The 14,631-nt window shown below is 63.5% G+C and carries 16 protein-coding genes; 11 read left to right on the top strand and 5 right to left on the bottom strand.

The window, feature by feature from the left end; all coding sequences use genetic code 11:
- Window positions 1–11 precede the first annotated feature (11 nt).
- The 6 genes from infB to ASD75_RS14055 all read left to right on the top strand — a co-directional run bounded on the left by infB (window position 12) and on the right by ASD75_RS14055 (window position 8,137).
- Entirely contained in the window at window positions 12–2,885 is a 2,874-nt protein-coding gene (gene infB, locus ASD75_RS14080; protein ID WP_056746494.1) for a translation initiation factor IF-2, read from the top strand.
- Between the two features lie 18 nt (window positions 2,886–2,903).
- Window positions 2,904–3,275 carry a 30S ribosome-binding factor RbfA gene (rbfA, locus tag ASD75_RS14075; RefSeq protein WP_008904004.1) on the top strand — a complete coding sequence of 124 codons (372 nt, stop codon included), beginning with the start codon at window positions 2,904–2,906 and terminating at the stop codon, window positions 3,273–3,275.
- A 3-nt stretch (window positions 3,276–3,278) separates the two neighbouring features.
- On the top strand, window positions 3,279–4,280 hold the full coding sequence (gene truB, locus ASD75_RS14070; RefSeq protein ID WP_056746492.1) for a tRNA pseudouridine(55) synthase TruB: 1,002 nt from the start codon (window positions 3,279–3,281) through the stop codon (window positions 4,278–4,280).
- On the top strand, window positions 4,277–6,100 hold the full coding sequence (gene typA / locus ASD75_RS14065) for a translational GTPase TypA (protein ID WP_056063883.1): 1,824 nt from the start codon (window positions 4,277–4,279) through the stop codon (window positions 6,098–6,100). Before truB ends, typA begins: the two co-directional genes overlap by 4 nt.
- 70 nt (window positions 6,101–6,170) lie before the next feature.
- Window positions 6,171–7,046, top strand: a complete 876-nt coding sequence (locus ASD75_RS14060) for a DMT family transporter (RefSeq protein ID WP_056746491.1) — start codon at window positions 6,171–6,173, stop codon at window positions 7,044–7,046.
- Window positions 7,043–8,137 carry an enoyl-CoA hydratase/isomerase family protein gene (locus ASD75_RS14055; RefSeq protein ID WP_056746490.1) on the top strand — a complete coding sequence of 365 codons (1,095 nt, stop codon included), beginning with the start codon at window positions 7,043–7,045 and terminating at the stop codon, window positions 8,135–8,137. The genes ASD75_RS14060 and ASD75_RS14055 overlap by 4 nt, the downstream gene beginning before the upstream one ends.
- A 40-nt stretch (window positions 8,138–8,177) precedes the next feature.
- Here ASD75_RS14055 and ASD75_RS14050 read toward each other — a convergent pair whose 3' ends face one another.
- The 4 genes from ASD75_RS14050 to smpB form a co-directional block, all read right to left on the bottom strand.
- A complete protein-coding gene (locus ASD75_RS14050) occupies window positions 8,178–9,083 on the bottom strand; it encodes an anti-sigma factor (RefSeq protein ID WP_056746489.1) in 906 nt (301 codons plus the stop codon).
- A 23-nt stretch (window positions 9,084–9,106) separates the two neighbouring features.
- Window positions 9,107–9,664 (bottom strand): RNA polymerase sigma factor, encoded by a 558-nt coding sequence (locus ASD75_RS14045; protein ID WP_056746488.1) that lies wholly within the window; start codon window positions 9,662–9,664, stop codon window positions 9,107–9,109.
- A 34-nt stretch (window positions 9,665–9,698) separates the two neighbouring features.
- Window positions 9,699–10,070: a hypothetical protein gene (locus ASD75_RS14040; protein WP_056746732.1), complete on the bottom strand. Its 372-nt coding sequence runs from the start codon at window positions 10,068–10,070 to the stop codon at window positions 9,699–9,701.
- 220 nt (window positions 10,071–10,290) lie between these two features.
- Window positions 10,291–10,764 carry an SsrA-binding protein SmpB gene (gene smpB / locus ASD75_RS14035; protein WP_056746487.1) on the bottom strand — a complete coding sequence of 158 codons (474 nt, stop codon included), beginning with the start codon at window positions 10,762–10,764 and terminating at the stop codon, window positions 10,291–10,293.
- 130 nt (window positions 10,765–10,894) lie between these two features.
- Here smpB and ASD75_RS14030 point away from each other — a divergent pair, with 130 nt between their 5' ends.
- A complete protein-coding gene (locus tag ASD75_RS14030) occupies window positions 10,895–11,335 on the top strand; it encodes a type II toxin-antitoxin system RatA family toxin (protein WP_056746485.1) in 441 nt (146 codons plus the stop codon).
- Entirely contained in the window at window positions 11,328–11,693 is a 366-nt protein-coding gene (locus ASD75_RS14025) for an RnfH family protein (RefSeq protein WP_056746483.1), read from the top strand. Before ASD75_RS14030 ends, ASD75_RS14025 begins: the two co-directional genes overlap by 8 nt.
- Before the next feature lie 42 nt (window positions 11,694–11,735).
- Here the strand turns inward: ASD75_RS14025 and ASD75_RS14020 are convergent, their stop codons facing one another.
- Window positions 11,736–12,263, bottom strand: coding sequence for a DUF4124 domain-containing protein (locus ASD75_RS14020; RefSeq protein WP_056746481.1), 528 nt, complete (start codon window positions 12,261–12,263; stop codon window positions 11,736–11,738).
- Window positions 12,264–12,371: 108 nt separating this feature from the next.
- Here ASD75_RS14020 and guaB point away from each other — a divergent pair, with 108 nt between their 5' ends.
- The 3 genes from guaB to ASD75_RS14005 all read left to right on the top strand — a co-directional run bounded on the left by guaB (window position 12,372) and on the right by ASD75_RS14005 (window position 14,629).
- Window positions 12,372–13,847, top strand: a complete 1,476-nt coding sequence (gene guaB / locus ASD75_RS14015; protein WP_055398151.1) for an IMP dehydrogenase — start codon at window positions 12,372–12,374, stop codon at window positions 13,845–13,847.
- Window positions 13,848–13,940: 93 nt separating this feature from the next.
- On the top strand, window positions 13,941–14,198 hold the full coding sequence (locus tag ASD75_RS14010) for a type II toxin-antitoxin system Phd/YefM family antitoxin (RefSeq protein WP_056746479.1): 258 nt from the start codon (window positions 13,941–13,943) through the stop codon (window positions 14,196–14,198).
- A complete protein-coding gene (locus tag ASD75_RS14005) occupies window positions 14,195–14,629 on the top strand; it encodes a type II toxin-antitoxin system VapC family toxin (RefSeq protein WP_056063857.1) in 435 nt (144 codons plus the stop codon). Before ASD75_RS14010 ends, ASD75_RS14005 begins: the two co-directional genes overlap by 4 nt.
- The last annotated feature ends 2 nt before the right edge of the window (window positions 14,630–14,631 follow it).

Here is a 14,631-nt window from a genome sequence, read left to right as displayed (position 1 = left end):
ACGAACCACATATGTCCAGTAACACTGTCGCCGAGTTCGCTACCGAACTCAAAAAATCGCCTGAAACCCTGCTCGACCAGCTCAAGGCTGCCGGCGTGGGCAAGGCTGCTCCCTCTGACGCGTTGACCGAGTCGGACAAGCAAAAGCTGCTTGCTTACCTGCAGGCCAGCCACGGCACGGCCTCGGCCGATCGCAAGAAGATCACGCTGGTCAAGAAGTCCACCAGCGAAATCAAGCAGGCGGACGCTACGGGCAAGGCCCGTACCATCCAGGTGGAAGTGCGCAAGAAGCGCACGTTCATTCAGCGCGACGAAGGTGCAGAGGCTGCTGCAGAGTCGCACGCCCCCGCTGCGGTGGAAGAACCCGCTGTGTCGAGTGAAGACCTTGAGCTGTCCCGCCGCGAGGAAGAGGCCCGCCGCCAGGCCGAGCTGATCCGCCGCCAGGAGGCGGAATTGGCCGAAAAGCGCGCCGAGCGCGAAGCCCGCGAGAAGCGCGAGCGCGAAGCCGAAGAGCGTGCTGCCGCCTACGCGGCTCAGGAAGCCGAGAAGAAGGCCCAAGCTTCTGCCGTCAAGCAGGAAGCCACCCGCGAGCAGGCTGCCGAAGCCGCTGCGCGCACGGCAGCACAGAACGAAGCCCGCGAAAAGGCTGCTGCCGAATCCAAGGCCCGCTCTGACGAAGAAGCCGCCCGTGCGGCCGACCTGGATGCACGTCGCCGCAAGGCCGAGGCAGAAGCTGCCGCCATTCGCTCCATGATGGCTACGCCCAAGAAGGCGGTCATGGTCGCCAAGAAGCCCGAGGAACCCAAGCCAGTGGCCAAGCCTGCTGCCGTGGGCGACGCCAAGAAGGGCACGCTGCACAAGCCGGCAGTCGGTACTGGCGTGGCGCGCGCCGGTGCTCCCGCTGCTGCTGGAGCGGGCGCGGGTGCGCCTGGCGCTGGCAAGGAAGTGAAGTCAGCCAAGCTGTCCTCCAGCTGGGCCAATGACACGGCCAAGAAAAAAGAAATCAAGACCCGCGGAGACAGCAGCGGCGGTGTCGGTCGCAACAACTGGCGTGGTGGCCCGCGTGGCCGCCGTGGCGACAACCGCGACCACCGTGATGATCACCAGCAGGCCGCACCGGTCGAAGCACGCATCATCGAAGTGCATGTGCCCGAGACCATTACCGTGGCTGAACTGGCGCACAAGATGTCCATCAAGGCCAACGAGGTCATCAAGGCGCTGATGAAGATGGGCCAGATGGTCACCATCAACCAGCCGCTGGACCAGGACACGGCCATGATTGTGGTGGAAGAGCTGGGCCACAAGGCCGTCGTGGCTGCGCTGGACGACCCGGAAGCCTTCACCGACGAAGATGCAGGCCAGCAGAACGCAGAACTGTTGCCGCGCGCTCCGGTCGTGACCGTAATGGGTCACGTGGACCATGGCAAGACCTCGCTGCTGGATTACATCCGCCGCGCCAAGGTGGCTGCGGGTGAAGCCGGTGGCATTACCCAGCACATCGGTGCCTACCACGTGGAAACGCCACGCGGCATGGTGTCGTTCCTCGACACCCCGGGGCACGAGGCTTTCACGGCCATGCGTGCCCGTGGTGCCCAGGCCACCGACATCGTGATTCTGGTGGTGGCCGCCGACGACGGCGTCATGCCCCAGACCAAGGAAGCCATCAAGCACGCCAAGGCTGCTGGTGTACCGATCGTGGTGGCCATCACCAAGGCTGACAAGCCCGATGCCAACCCCGACCGCGTCAAGCAGGAGCTGGTGGTCGAAGAGGTGGTGCCTGAAGAATACGGTGGCGATTCGCCGTTTGTGCCCGTGTCCTCCAAGACCGGCATGGGCATCGACACCCTGCTGGAGCAAGTGCTGCTGCAGGCCGAAGTGCTGGAACTCAAGGCGCCGGTGGATTCGCTGGCCAAGGGTCTCGTGATCGAAGCCCAGCTGGACAAGGGCCGCGGCCCTGTGGCCACGGTGCTGGTGCAGTCCGGTACGCTGAAGGTGGGCGATGTGGTGCTGGCTGGCCAGACCTATGGCCGCGTGCGCGCCATGCTGGACGAAAACGGCAAGGTCGCCAAGACGGCTGGTCCATCGATTCCTGTCGAAATCCAGGGTCTGACGGAAGTGCCGCAGGCGGGTGACGAATTCATGGTGTTGACGGACGAGCGCCGTGCCCGTGAGATCGCGACGTACCGTGCAGGCAAGTTCCGCAACACCAAGCTGGCCAAGCAGCAAGCTGCCAAGCTGGAAAACATGTTCGCCGACATGACGGCGGGTGAGGTCAAGACCCTGCCCATCATCGTCAAGGCCGACGTGCAAGGCTCGCAGGAAGCGCTGGCCCAGTCGCTGCTCAAGCTCTCGACCGACGAGGTCAAGGTGCAACTGGTGTACGCCGCTGTGGGCGCCATCAGCGAGTCCGACATCAACCTGGCGATCGCCTCCAAGGCCATCGTGATCGGCTTCAACGTGCGTGCCGATGCCGGTGCGCGCAAGCTGGCCGAAGGCAATGGCGTGGACCTGCATTACTACAGCATCATTTACGACGCTGTGGACGAGTTGCGTGTGGCGATGTCCGGCATGCTGGCTCCCGAGCAGCGCGAAGAAGTCATTGGTACGGCCGAGATCCGCACCGTGTTCGTGGCCTCCAAGATCGGTACTGTGGCGGGTTCGTACATCACGTCCGGCATGGTCCATCGCAACGCCAAGTTCCGTCTGCTGCGCGACAACGTGGTGGTCTACACCGGCGAAGTCGACTCGATCAAGCGCCTCAAGGACGATGTCAAGGATGTCAAGGAAGGCTTTGAGTGCGGTATCAAGCTCAAGAACTACAACGACATCAAGGAAGGCGATCAACTCGAGTTCTTTGACATCAAGGAAATCGCCCGGACGCTGTAAAGCCTCGGTGACGACGATATGGCTGCGAAGAAATCTTCCACTCCCAACCGCGCCTTCAAGGTGGCCGACCAGATCCAGCGTGATCTGACGGAGCTGATCGCGCGCGAGTTGAAAGACCCGCGCGTGGGCATGGTGACGCTGCAGGGCGTGGAGGTGACTCCCGACTACGCCCATGCCAAGGTGTTCTTCAGTCTGTTGACGGGCGACCCTGTGGAAACGCAGGCGGCGCTCAACCAGGCGGCTGGATTCCTGCGCAATGGCTTGTTCAAGCGCCTGCACATCCACACCGTGCCTACGCTGCACTTCGTGTTCGACCGCACCTCCGAGCGTGCGGCCGACATGAACGCCTTGATCGCCAAGGCGGTGTCTTCGCGCGCCAAAGAGGATTAGTCCATGCACGCGCCACGCACCAGGGTGCAGCGGCGCCCTGTGCATGGGGTGTTGCTGCTCGACAAACCGCTCGGCCTTTCGAGCAATGACGCCTTGCAAAAGGCGAAATGGCTGCTGCGCGCCGAGAAAGCGGGCCATACGGGCACGCTGGATCCGCTCGCCACGGGCGTGTTGCCTCTGTGTTTCGGCGCCGCCACCAAGTTCAGCCAGCTGCAGCTGGATGCCGCCAAGACCTACGAGGCGATTGCGCTGCTCGGCGCCACCACGACCACCGGCGATGCCGAAGGGGACCTGGTGCAACGCTGCGACGTAGATGCTGCCCAACTCACGCCAGAGCGCCTGGCGGCTGTGCAGCAACAGTTCACGGGTCCCATCCGCCAGGTGCCGCCGATGCACAGCGCGCTCAAGAAGGACGGCAAGGCGCTGTACGAATATGCACGCGCCGGTGTCACGGTGGAGCGCGAAGCACGGGACGTGATCATTCATGCCCTCAAGCTAACGCTGGTGCAGACGGATCAAGCGCAGGCAGCTATTAAAATGATAGTGACCTGCAGCAAGGGCACCTACATCCGTACGTTGGGTGAAGACATTGGTGCGGCATTGGGCTGCGGAGCTCACCTGACCTTCTTGCGCCGCATCGACACTGGGGGCATTGGTGTGGAGCGCTGTGTCACGCTGGCCCAGCTGGAGGCCATGCCCGAGGCAGAACGCCTGGCCAGTCTGGAAGCGCCCGAGTCACTGCTGGCACAACACATGCGTGTCACGCTGGACGGTGAGAATGCAGCCCGATTCCTGTCGGGCGTGCGTCGCCGTGGCAACTGGCCCGATGCCAGTGCCGTGGCGGTGTTTGGCGAGAATCCCCCGGCGCTGCTGGGGGTGGGCCACATCGTGGGCGGGGAGCTGGTGCCGGACAGGCTCCTGAGTCCGCTGGAAATTCAACAAATTTTGGAAAGCACGCCGCATTCCGCGTCCATGGCGCACAGCGGCATATTGGAAAAACTATGACTAAACAAATCCGCAATATCGCCATCATTGCCCACGTTGACCATGGCAAAACCACCATGGTGGACCAGCTGCTGCGCCAGTCCGGCACCTTCGCCGACCACGAAAAGGTCGTCGATACCGTCATGGACAACAACGCGATCGAAAAGGAACGCGGCATCACCATCCTGGCCAAGAACTGCGCCGTGAGCTGGAAGGGCACGCACATCAACATCGTGGACACCCCCGGCCACGCGGACTTCGGTGGCGAAGTGGAACGTGCGCTGTCCATGGTGGACAGCGTGGTGCTGCTGATCGATGCGCAAGAAGGCCCCATGCCCCAGACGCGTTTCGTGACCAAGAAGGCCCTGGCGCTGGGCCTGCGCCCCATCCTGGTGGTGAACAAGGTGGACAAGCCCGGTGCCAACCCCGACAAGGTGGTGAACGCCGCGTTCGACCTGTTCGACAAGCTCGGTGCTACCGATGAACAGCTCGACTTCCCCGTGGTGTACGCCTCGGGCATCAACGGCTGGTCGTCGCTGGAAGAAGGCGCGCCCGGTGAGCAGTGGGGCCCCGACATGTCGGCCCTGTTCGACACCATCCTCTCGCACGTTCCGCCCAACACGGGCGATGCCAATGCGCCGCTGCAGCTGCAGATCTCTGCGCTGGACTTCTCCAGCTTCGTGGGCCGCATCGGCGTTGGCCGCATCAGCCAGGGTACCCTGAAGCCCATGCAGGACGTGATCGTCATGGAAGGCCCTGATGGCAAGGCCGTGAAGGGCCGTGTGAACCAGGTGCTGACATTCCAGGGCCTCGATCGCATGCAGACCCCCTTGGCGGGCCCTGGCGACATCGTGCTGATCAACGGCATTGAAGACATCGGTATCGGCGTGACCGTGACCGACCCCGCCAACCCTGCGCCGCTGCCCATGCTGAAGGTTGATGAGCCCACGCTGACCATGAACTTCTGCGTGAACACCAGCCCGCTGGCCGGCCGCGAAGGCAAGTTCGTGACCAGCCGCCAGATCTGGGACCGCCTGCAAAAAGAACTGCAGCACAACGTGGCCCTGCGCGTGAACGAAACCGACGAAGAAGGCATCTTCGAAGTGATGGGCCGTGGTGAACTGCACCTGACCATCCTTTTGGAAAACATGCGCCGCGAAGGTTACGAGCTGGCCGTGTCCAAGCCCCGCGTGGTGTTCAAGGACATCGACGGTGTCAAGCACGAGCCTATCGAGCTGGTGACGGCCGACATCGAAGAAGGCCACCAGGGCGGCGTGATGCAGGCCCTGGGCGAGCGCAAGGGCGAACTGGTGAACATGGAGTCCGACGGCCGTGGCCGCGTTCGCCTGGAGTACCGCATCCCGGCCCGTGGCCTGATCGGTTTCACCAACGAATTCCTGAACCTGACGCGCGGCTCCGGCCTTATCAGCAACATCTTCGACAGCTACGAGCCGCACAAGGGCGACATCGGCGGCCGCAAGAACGGCGTGCTGATCTCCATGGACGACGGTGAAATCTTCACCTACGCGTTGGGCAAGCTGGACGACCGTGGTCGCATGTTCGTGAAGGCCAACGACCCTGTGTATGAAGGCATGATCGTCGGCATCCACAGCCGTGATAACGACCTGGTGGTGAACGCCACACGTACCAAGCAGCTGACCAACTTCCGCGTGTCCGGCAAGGAAGACGCGATCAAGATCACGCCTCCGATCGACCTCACGCTCGAATACGGCGTGGAGTTCATCGAGGACGACGAACTGGTCGAAATCACGCCCAAGTCCGTGCGCCTGCGCAAGCGCTATTTGACCGAAAACGAGCGCAAGCGCGCCTCCCGTTCTTGATAAGCTCAGCGTTTCCGAAAGGGCCACTGCCACGCAGTGGCCTTTTTTCCGTCTGAACCCTGAACAAACCATGTTGAAACTCACCCATACCCGGGCGGTGCTGCTGATGGTGGCGGTGACCCTGATGTGGTCCATTGCCGGCGTGGTCACGCGCCACCTGGAGCATGCGGCAAGTTTTGAAGTGACCTTCTGGCGCAGCTTTTTCACGTTGCTGTCGCTGCTGGTCATCTTGCCCGCGCTGCAGGGCGGGGCGGTGTTTGCCTCCATGCGCCACAGTGGCCGTGCGTTGTGGATCTCTGGCGTGTGCTGGAGCGTGATGTTCACGGCGTTCATGGTGGCGCTGGTTCTCATGCCGGTGGCCAATGTGCTGGTCACGATGGCCGTGGGGCCGCTGCTCACAGCGCTGTTTGCAAGGGTGTTCATCGGCCATCACATCGCCCCGCGCACCTGGGCTGCGATTGCCGTGGCGGGGCTGGGTATTGCGTGGATGTATGGTTCGCAGATGGCGGGCCTCCCTCTGGCGGGAACGCTGGTGGCGCTGTGCGTGCCTGTGGCCGCTGCCATCAATTGGACGGTGGTACAACATTCGCAGCGCCATGGCCATGCGGTGGACCTGGTGCCTGCGGTGTTGGTCGGCGCAGTGATTTCGGTGGTGGCCACGTTGCCACTGGCGCTGCCTTTTCAGGCGTCGGCCCACGACCTGGGCCTGTTGGCCTTGCTGGGCGTGGTGCAATTGGCCATCCCTTGTGTGCTGGCCGTGCGCTGCGGGCGCGTGCTCAAGGCGCCCGAGATGGCGCTGCTCGGGCTGCTTGAAGTGATCTTTGGCATCTTGCTGGCATGGCTGGGCGCGGGCGAAAAGCCTGGCACGGCGGTGCTGACGGGGGGCGCACTGGTGATTGGTGCGCTGGTTTTCAATGAACTGTTGGGTTGGAAGGAACAAAAATGACGGAGACGGTCGTGTCTGAAGTATTGAGCGAAGTGCGTGGCCAGGTGGGCTTCGTTACCCTGAACCGCCCGCGTGCGCTCAATGCCTTGTCGCTGGGTATGGTGCGTGACCTGATGGGCATCCTGCTGGCATGGCAGAACGATGCGCGGGTGCTGGCCGTGGCCATCCGTGGCAGCAACAAGGAAGGCCCGTTTGGTGCTTTCTGCGCAGGTGGCGATATCCGCTTTCTGCACCAGGCGGGTAGCCAGGGCAACCCGCTGATCGAGGACTTCTTCACCGAGGAATATGCGCTCAATCACCTGATCCACAACTACGCCAAGCCCTACATCGCCTTCATGGATGGCATCGTGATGGGGGGCGGCATGGGCATCAGCCAGGGCGCCGCCCTGCGCGTAGTGACCGAGCGCACCAAGATGGCCATGCCCGAGACGGCGATTGGCCTGTTCCCGGACGTGGGCGGGGGTTACTTCCTGAGCCGTTGCCCGGGCCGCGTGGGCGAGTGGCTGGCACTGACCGGCGACACCATCGGCGCGGGAGATGCCATCGCCTACCAGCTGGCCGATGGCTGCCTGCCGTCAGACCGACAGGCCGAGGTGTGGGATGCGCTGGCCACCCAAAGCTTTGCAGATGGCGCGGCCATCAAGGCCTATGTTGCTTCTCAATTTGTAGCATCTCAGGCAAGCGGTACTAGCGCTCTGGCCGATATTGACCAATATTTTGCGCTGCCGACCGTTGGCGAGATCGTGCGGGCACTCGAGGCCGCCGACAGCGACTGGGCACGCACCACGGCCGCCACGCTGCGCAAGCGTTCACCACTCATGCTGCATGTGGTGCTGGAGCAGATTCGCCGCGCCCGTGCGATGGGCCTGGCCGACGACCTGCGCATGGAGCGCGATATGGTGCGTCACTGCTTTTTCCTGCGCCCAGGACAGAGTGAGACCGTGGAAGGCATCCGCGCCCTGGCCGTGGACAAGGACCATGCGCCTCAGTGGAATCCAGCCCGCATTGAAGATGTGACGCCGGAGATGGTGGCGCCGTTCTTTGTCAGCCCCTGGCCCGCACACGCCCATCCGCTGGCCCATTTGTCCTGACCGCATACGGACATGGTCGGATAGGGCCCCCGGCGGCGCGTCAGGGGTTCAGCTGTTGATACACCGCTGTGGCCAGGCTCAATAACTCGGGGCGCGACAACTGTCCGCTCAGGGCGTAGCCAAAGCCGGTATCCGTCCAGTAAAAGCCCGGCACCGGGCCTTCGTGTGTGAACTGGAACGCGGTGGTGGGTGCTGCCGCCGGTGCTTCCGTGCGCGCTTTGGTGCCGCCTTGGTTGTCACTGGCAGGGCGGGACGGGGTGGGGGCGAGAGCGCCCAGGTACAGCGTGATTCGCTGGCCTGCGCTGTTCTGGTACATGAACTGCGCGCGCACTCCGGTATCGCCGGGCAACAACCGGCCTCCCACCAGTTCATAGCCCTGGGCGCCCAGCACAGGGACTTTCAGCGGTCGGTCCAGCCGTTTGGACAGCCATTGCACCAGGTGGTCTTGCTGGGCAGCCGTGACCTCTACGGGGTGACGCACTTCGGGTTGGTACACCGCATGGGCCACCGAGGCCTGCTGTGCGAAGCGCTGTGCGGGTTCGGCTGCCACCAGCGTGGCTCCTTGGCCAGTCGCCAGCTTTTTGCCGGGTAGCCCTGCGGGCCACTGGCCGCGGCCCGTCCAGCCCAGCACAAAGGCCAGCAGGACCGATGCAGCCATGCCACCCCAACGCCACCACTGCGCCTGTTGCTCCCTGCGGTCTGTGGCGCGCAATGCTGCGGCCAGCAAGGCATCGGGAACGGGGGCGTGGAGAAGGTCCTGGTGCAGGTCGTGCAGCCGCTGCCGCTGCGCCTGCCAGTGGGCCAGTGTGGCCTGTGCCTCCTCATCGTCCCGCAGTTGCTCGCGCAGCGCCTGTGCCTGGGCGGGCGGCAACTGGCCGTCCACAAGGGCATGCCAGGCGCTGCTCTCTTCTGCGCGTGCTGGGGGGGCTGGGTGTGTCGGGTCCATGGTGGAGGATCGGGTCAGGGTGGCTATTTGAGGCGGCGCAGTGCAGGCGTCGTGCCTGCGGCGGCGGCGGCGCCCGCCTGGGCGGCCGGTACAGCCGGTGCGGTGCCTGATGTGGGCTCCCGGTCCATCAGCACTCGCAGGCGCATGCGGGCCCGCGACAGGCGTGACATGACGGTACCCACCGGAATGCTCAGGATGCGTGCGGTGTCTTCGTAGCTCATGTCCTCCATGGCCACCAACAGCAGCACGGCCCGCTGGTCGGCGGGCAGGCGCTGCAGGCAGCGCTCCAGGTCCAGGGCGTCATCCGAGGGCGCACGGGCGCCTTGCAGCTGGTCTTGAACCTCATCGATGTCCAGAGGGGGCAGCGCGGGCAACGCGCGGCGTTGGTTGAGATACAGGTTGTGCATCAGGGTGAACAACCATGCGCGCAGGTCGCTGCCGGTGCGCCACAGCAGCCATTTGCTGCAGGCCCGCTCCAGCGTGTCCTGCACGAGGTCATCAGCCGCCCAGGCATCGCCCGTCAGCACCCGCGCGTAGCGGCGCAGGCCCGGCAGCTGTTCGATGACCTGGGAGCGATTCATGCCGTGCGGAGCCTGTGTTGCGTTGCGCGGGCTCTTACGGCCGTGCGGTGCGCCACACCTGGTTCACGCCTTCGCCCGTCTTGTCTCCGGGCTTGGTGTCCTTGATCCAGTAGTACAGCGGCTTGCCCTTGTAGGCCAGCTGGGTCTTGCCATCGTCGCGGGTGATGACGCTGTAGTCGCCGCCAGGGGCCTTGCTGGCCATCAGCGGCGGCCAGTTGGTGGCGCAGGGGCCGTTGCACACTGACTTGCCACTGCCTGCAGCATCGCGGTCAAACGTATAGAGCGTCATGCCGCCCGCGCCGACCAGTACGCCGTCCATGGTCTTCACGGGCGAGTCGTCCATGGTGGCGCAGCCAGCCAGTGCAGCGGCTGCGACGAATGCGGCCATCGAGATCAGTTTCTTCATGGGTTTCTCCAGAGGGTGGTGCAGGCGGAGGCGAATGCTGCCTTGCACCGGGATGAACACCCGGACGTGGTGATTTATTCCATCACAACTGAAAAAATAGTGACCAGCAGCGCGCAGGACCTTCGAAACTGGCACGGCCCGGGCCGGCGCACACGTTCAAGGCTGCTCCGCCTCCCCGTATACGGTCCTCTTGGGGGACATCGCTCAGCGACTTTGGGGACTATTTGTTCCTGCTCTTCATGGCGCGCTCCACCTCGCGCTTGCCTTCGCGGTCTTTGATGGTGTCGCGCTTGTCGTGCTCGGCCTTGCCTTTGGCCAGGGCGATCTCGCACTTCACGAAGCCGTTCTTCCAGTGCAGGTTGATGGGTACCAGCGTGTAGCCCTTTTGCTCGACCTTGCCAATCAGGCGCTTGATGTCGTCTTTCTTGAGCAGCAGCTTCTTGGTGCGTGCCGATTCGGGGTTGACATGGGTGGACGCTGTCTTGAGCGGCATGATCAGGCAGCCGAGCAGATACAGCTCGCCATCGCGGATCAGCACGTAGCCATCGGTCAGCTGCACCTTGCCTTCGCGCAGCGCCTTGACCTCCCAGCCGTGCAGCACCATGCCCGCCTCGTGGCGCTCCTCGAAGAAGTAGTTGTAGGCCGCTTTCTTGTTGTCGGCAATGCGGGAGGTGGGATCGGGTTTTTTGGCCATGTAGATCAGATGCGGCGCCCTGCGGGAGATAAAAGGTCTCCCTACATACAATTGTGGCCGTTCAGAGACCCGTGATTCTAGTTTCCCCGGCCCGCCTTTCCCCTTCGAAAGCCCCGCGCCAGCTGCCTGCATGAAAACCGTCCACAAGTCCGTCCTCATTTGGTACAGCCCCGAAGAGATGTTTGCCCTGGTCACCGGGGTGGAGCACTACCCGCAGTTCCTGCCCTGGTGCGACCGCGCCGCAGTGCTGGAGCAGACCGAAGAGGGCATGACCGCCGAGGTGGGCATTGCATTCAGCGGCATTCGCCAGACCTTTGTCACACGCAACACGCACGAAGTGGGCAGGCGTGTGCAGATGCATCTGGTGAAAGGACCGTTCTCACGGCTGGACGGGGATTGGCACTTTCATCCCGTGGGGGACGGCACGCAGCGTGCGTGCAAGGTGGAGTTGATGCTGAACTATGGGTTTGACAGTGCTGCGTTGGCCACGCTGGTGGGGCCGGTGTTTGACCGCATCGCAGGGAGCATGGTCGATGCCTTCGTTAAGCGAGCGGAACAGGTCTATGGCTGAGGTGGGTGGAGGTGCCTCGGCGACCATCGCTATCACCGTCGTCGTCTGCCTGGCTCCGCGCGAGGTGCGTGAGTGGACTCTGGATTTGCCGGTGGGCGCCACGGTAGCGGATGCCCTGCACGCCAGCTGCGGTATGGCCACGCTGTCCGCGCTGGAGGAGGGGGGCGCACCGTGCGTCGGTATCTGGGGCCGTGCTGCCAATCTGGATGGGGTGTTGCAGCCCCAGGACCGCGTAGAAATCTACCGACCTTTGAAGGTGGACCCCAAGGTAGCACGGCGGGAGCGCTTTGCCCGACAAGGGGCGCGCACTACAGGACTCTTTGCGCGCCGCCGACCAGGGGGCAAGTCAGGCTACTGATACTGCTGAGTTGATCCGCGCGGTAGCGGAGCAGCATGCAGCTCAGCGTACGCAGTCGGCCGCGACAATCTCGTCGATGCGCTTGGCTTCGGCCGCGCGGGCGGGGCCATCCAGGAAGATTTTTTCACCCTGGGCGTTCGCTTGTGTGATGGGCTTGCCAGCATCGAACGCTGCTTTGGCTGCGCGTGCGCGGGTGCAGTTTTCAGCCTTGGCCTTGGCGATCTTTTCGTCCTCGGCCTTTTTCTTGGCGGCTTCTGCGGCCTCGGCCTGGGCTTTCTTCTCTTCCAGCTCCTTGTCCTTGCCTGCACCTGGGGCGCTGGCAGCGGTCTTGGGGGCTGCAGCAGCTGCTGCGGGCGCTGCGTCAGAGGCTGCTGGCGCGGCCGGCACTGCAGTCCGTACCGGGCGGTTGCCCCCAGGCTGTTTCAGGATGCTTTTTTCGGGGATATCGGGTGGTGGCGGACGATCGCTGAAGACTTTGCGCCCGTCTTTGTCTGTCCACTGCCATTGCGCCGCCGCGCCCATGGCCCAGGTGCAGGCCACGGCCAGCAGGAGAAGCTTGTGCATTTTCATGCGGACAAGTTTATCCATGTGATTCCCCCCCCGCCAGTGCGTTACAGACGGGTGGGCGCGTTTTCACCACACGCGGCGCGGGTACAATCCGTTTTTTGGAGCTTTCTCATGCGCCTTCTTGGAAAAGCGCTCACCTTCGACGATGTGTTGCTGGTGCCAGCGTACTCCCAGGTCCTGCCCAAGGACACGTCCCTCGCGACGAAACTCTCCCGCAATATCCAACTGAACCTGCCGCTCGTGTCCGCTGCCATGGACACCGTGACCGAGGCGCGTCTGGCCATTGCCATTGCCCAGGAGGGCGGCATCGGCATCGTGCACAAGAACCTCACGGCGCAAGAGCAGGCTGCTCATGTGGCCAAGGTCAAGCGCTACGAGTCTGGCGTGTTGCGTGATCCCGTGGTCATCACCCCCGAGCACACCGTGCTGCAGGTGCTCCAGCTGTCCGAACAACTGGGCATCTCTGGCTTTCCCGTGTGCGACGGCGGCAAGGTGGTGGGTATCGTCACCGGCCGCGACCTGCGCTTCGAGACCCGTTACGACGTCAAGGTCCACCAGATCATGACCCCGCGCGAGAAGCTCATCACGGTCAATGAAAAAGAGGGCACCACGCCGGCCGAAGCCAAGGCGCTGCTCAACAAGCACAAGCTCGAACGCATCCTGGTCGTGAACGACGCCTTTGAACTCAAGGGCCTGATCACGGTGAAGGACATCACCAAGCAGACCAGCTTTCCCAACGCGGCCCGCGATGCCGCAGGCCGCCTGCGCGTAGGCGCGGCGGTGGGTGTGGGCGAGGGTACCGAAGAACGCGTTGAAGCCCTGGTCAAGGCCGGTGTGGATGCCATCGTGGTGGACACGGCCCACGGCCACAGCAAGGGCGTGATCGACCGCGTGCGCTGGGTCAAGCAGAACTACCCGCAGATCGACGTGATCGGCGGCAACATCGCGACCGGCGCTGCAGCCCTGGCACTGGTTGAGGCCGGTGCGGATGCGGTCAAGGTCGGTATCGGCCCAGGTTCCATCTGTACCACCCGCATCGTGGCGGGTGTGGGCGTGCCCCAGATCATGGCCATCGACAACGTGGCCACGGCCCTCAAGGGCACCGGCGTGCCGCTGATTGCCGACGGTGGTATCCGCTACAGCGGCGACATCGCCAAGGCCCTGGCCGCTGGCGCAGGCACGGTGATGATGGGCGGCATGTTTGCAGGCACCGAAGAAGCGCCCGGCGAAGTCATTCTGTTCCAGGGCCGCAGCTACAAGAGCTACCGCGGCATGGGCTCCATTGGCGCCATGCAGCAGGGCAGTGCAGACCGCTACTTCCAGGAATCGAGCACCGGCAACCCCAACGCTGACAAGCTGGTGCCTGAAGGCATCGAAGGCCGCGTGCCCTACAAGGGCTCCATGGTCAGCATCGTCTACCAGATGGCTGGCGGCGTGCGTGCCTCCATGGGCTACTGCGGTTGCGCCACGATCGAAGAGATGAACAACAAGGCCGAGTTCGTCGAGATCACCACTGCTGGTATCCGCGAAAGCCACGTGCACGATGTGCAGATCACCAAGGAAGCGCCGAACTACCGCGCTGACTGATCGTTGTAAGCCGATCTGGCCTGATTGAAAAAATCTGGTCAGACTGATATAGTCTGGTCTGAATTCACCATTCAGGCCAGACTTTTTTTATTTATGCAGTCCGTTGGCATCTACGAAGCGAAAAGCAAGTTCTCTGCCTTGATCGAACTGGTCGAGCAGGGCGAGGAAGTGCGCATCACCCGCCACGGCAAAGAGGTGGTGCGCATGCTGCCGGTGCGCCGCCGCCCAGTGATTTCTGACGAACAGATTGCGCGCGAACTGGGCCAGATGGACGTGTTGCATGCCAGCATTCAACCCGCTGGGTCAACAACAGTGGATGGCTTGCGCCGTGCAGGGCGGAGCACTGCATGACCGCTTTCGTGCTCGATGCCTCGGTCACTGCCGCCTGGTTGTTGCCGGACGCGGCCAGCGAACACACCCGCCGCCTGTACGCCCTGATCCGCCGCGATGAGGTCGAGCCGCAGGCGCCCAACCTCTGGCACTGGGAGTGCCACAACATACTGGCCACCGGTGTGAACAGCGGGCGCATTCCAGCCGCTTCCGTCGAAGGCCTGTGGGGCGTGCTCGAAGCCATTCGTCACCGCGTCGAATTGCACGAACTGGCCCCCGCCCAGCACAAAGCCGTGCTCGACGTGGCATTGGAAACCGGCCTGCCCACCTTTGATGCTGCGTACCTGTGGCTGGCGCGCTCGCTGCGCCTGCCTCTGGCCACCTTTGATTCTCACCAGATCGCTGCCGCCCAGCGCAGCGGCGTCCCGCTTCTTGATCTCTCCAGCCTCTGACG

This window comes from Acidovorax sp. Root568, from assembly GCF_001427445.1.
Classification (GTDB): Bacteria; Pseudomonadota; Gammaproteobacteria; order Burkholderiales; family Burkholderiaceae_C; genus Acidovorax; species Acidovorax delafieldii.
The sequence above is the reverse complement of the archived record's forward strand: the minus strand, read 5'-3'. Positions and strand labels throughout refer to the sequence as shown.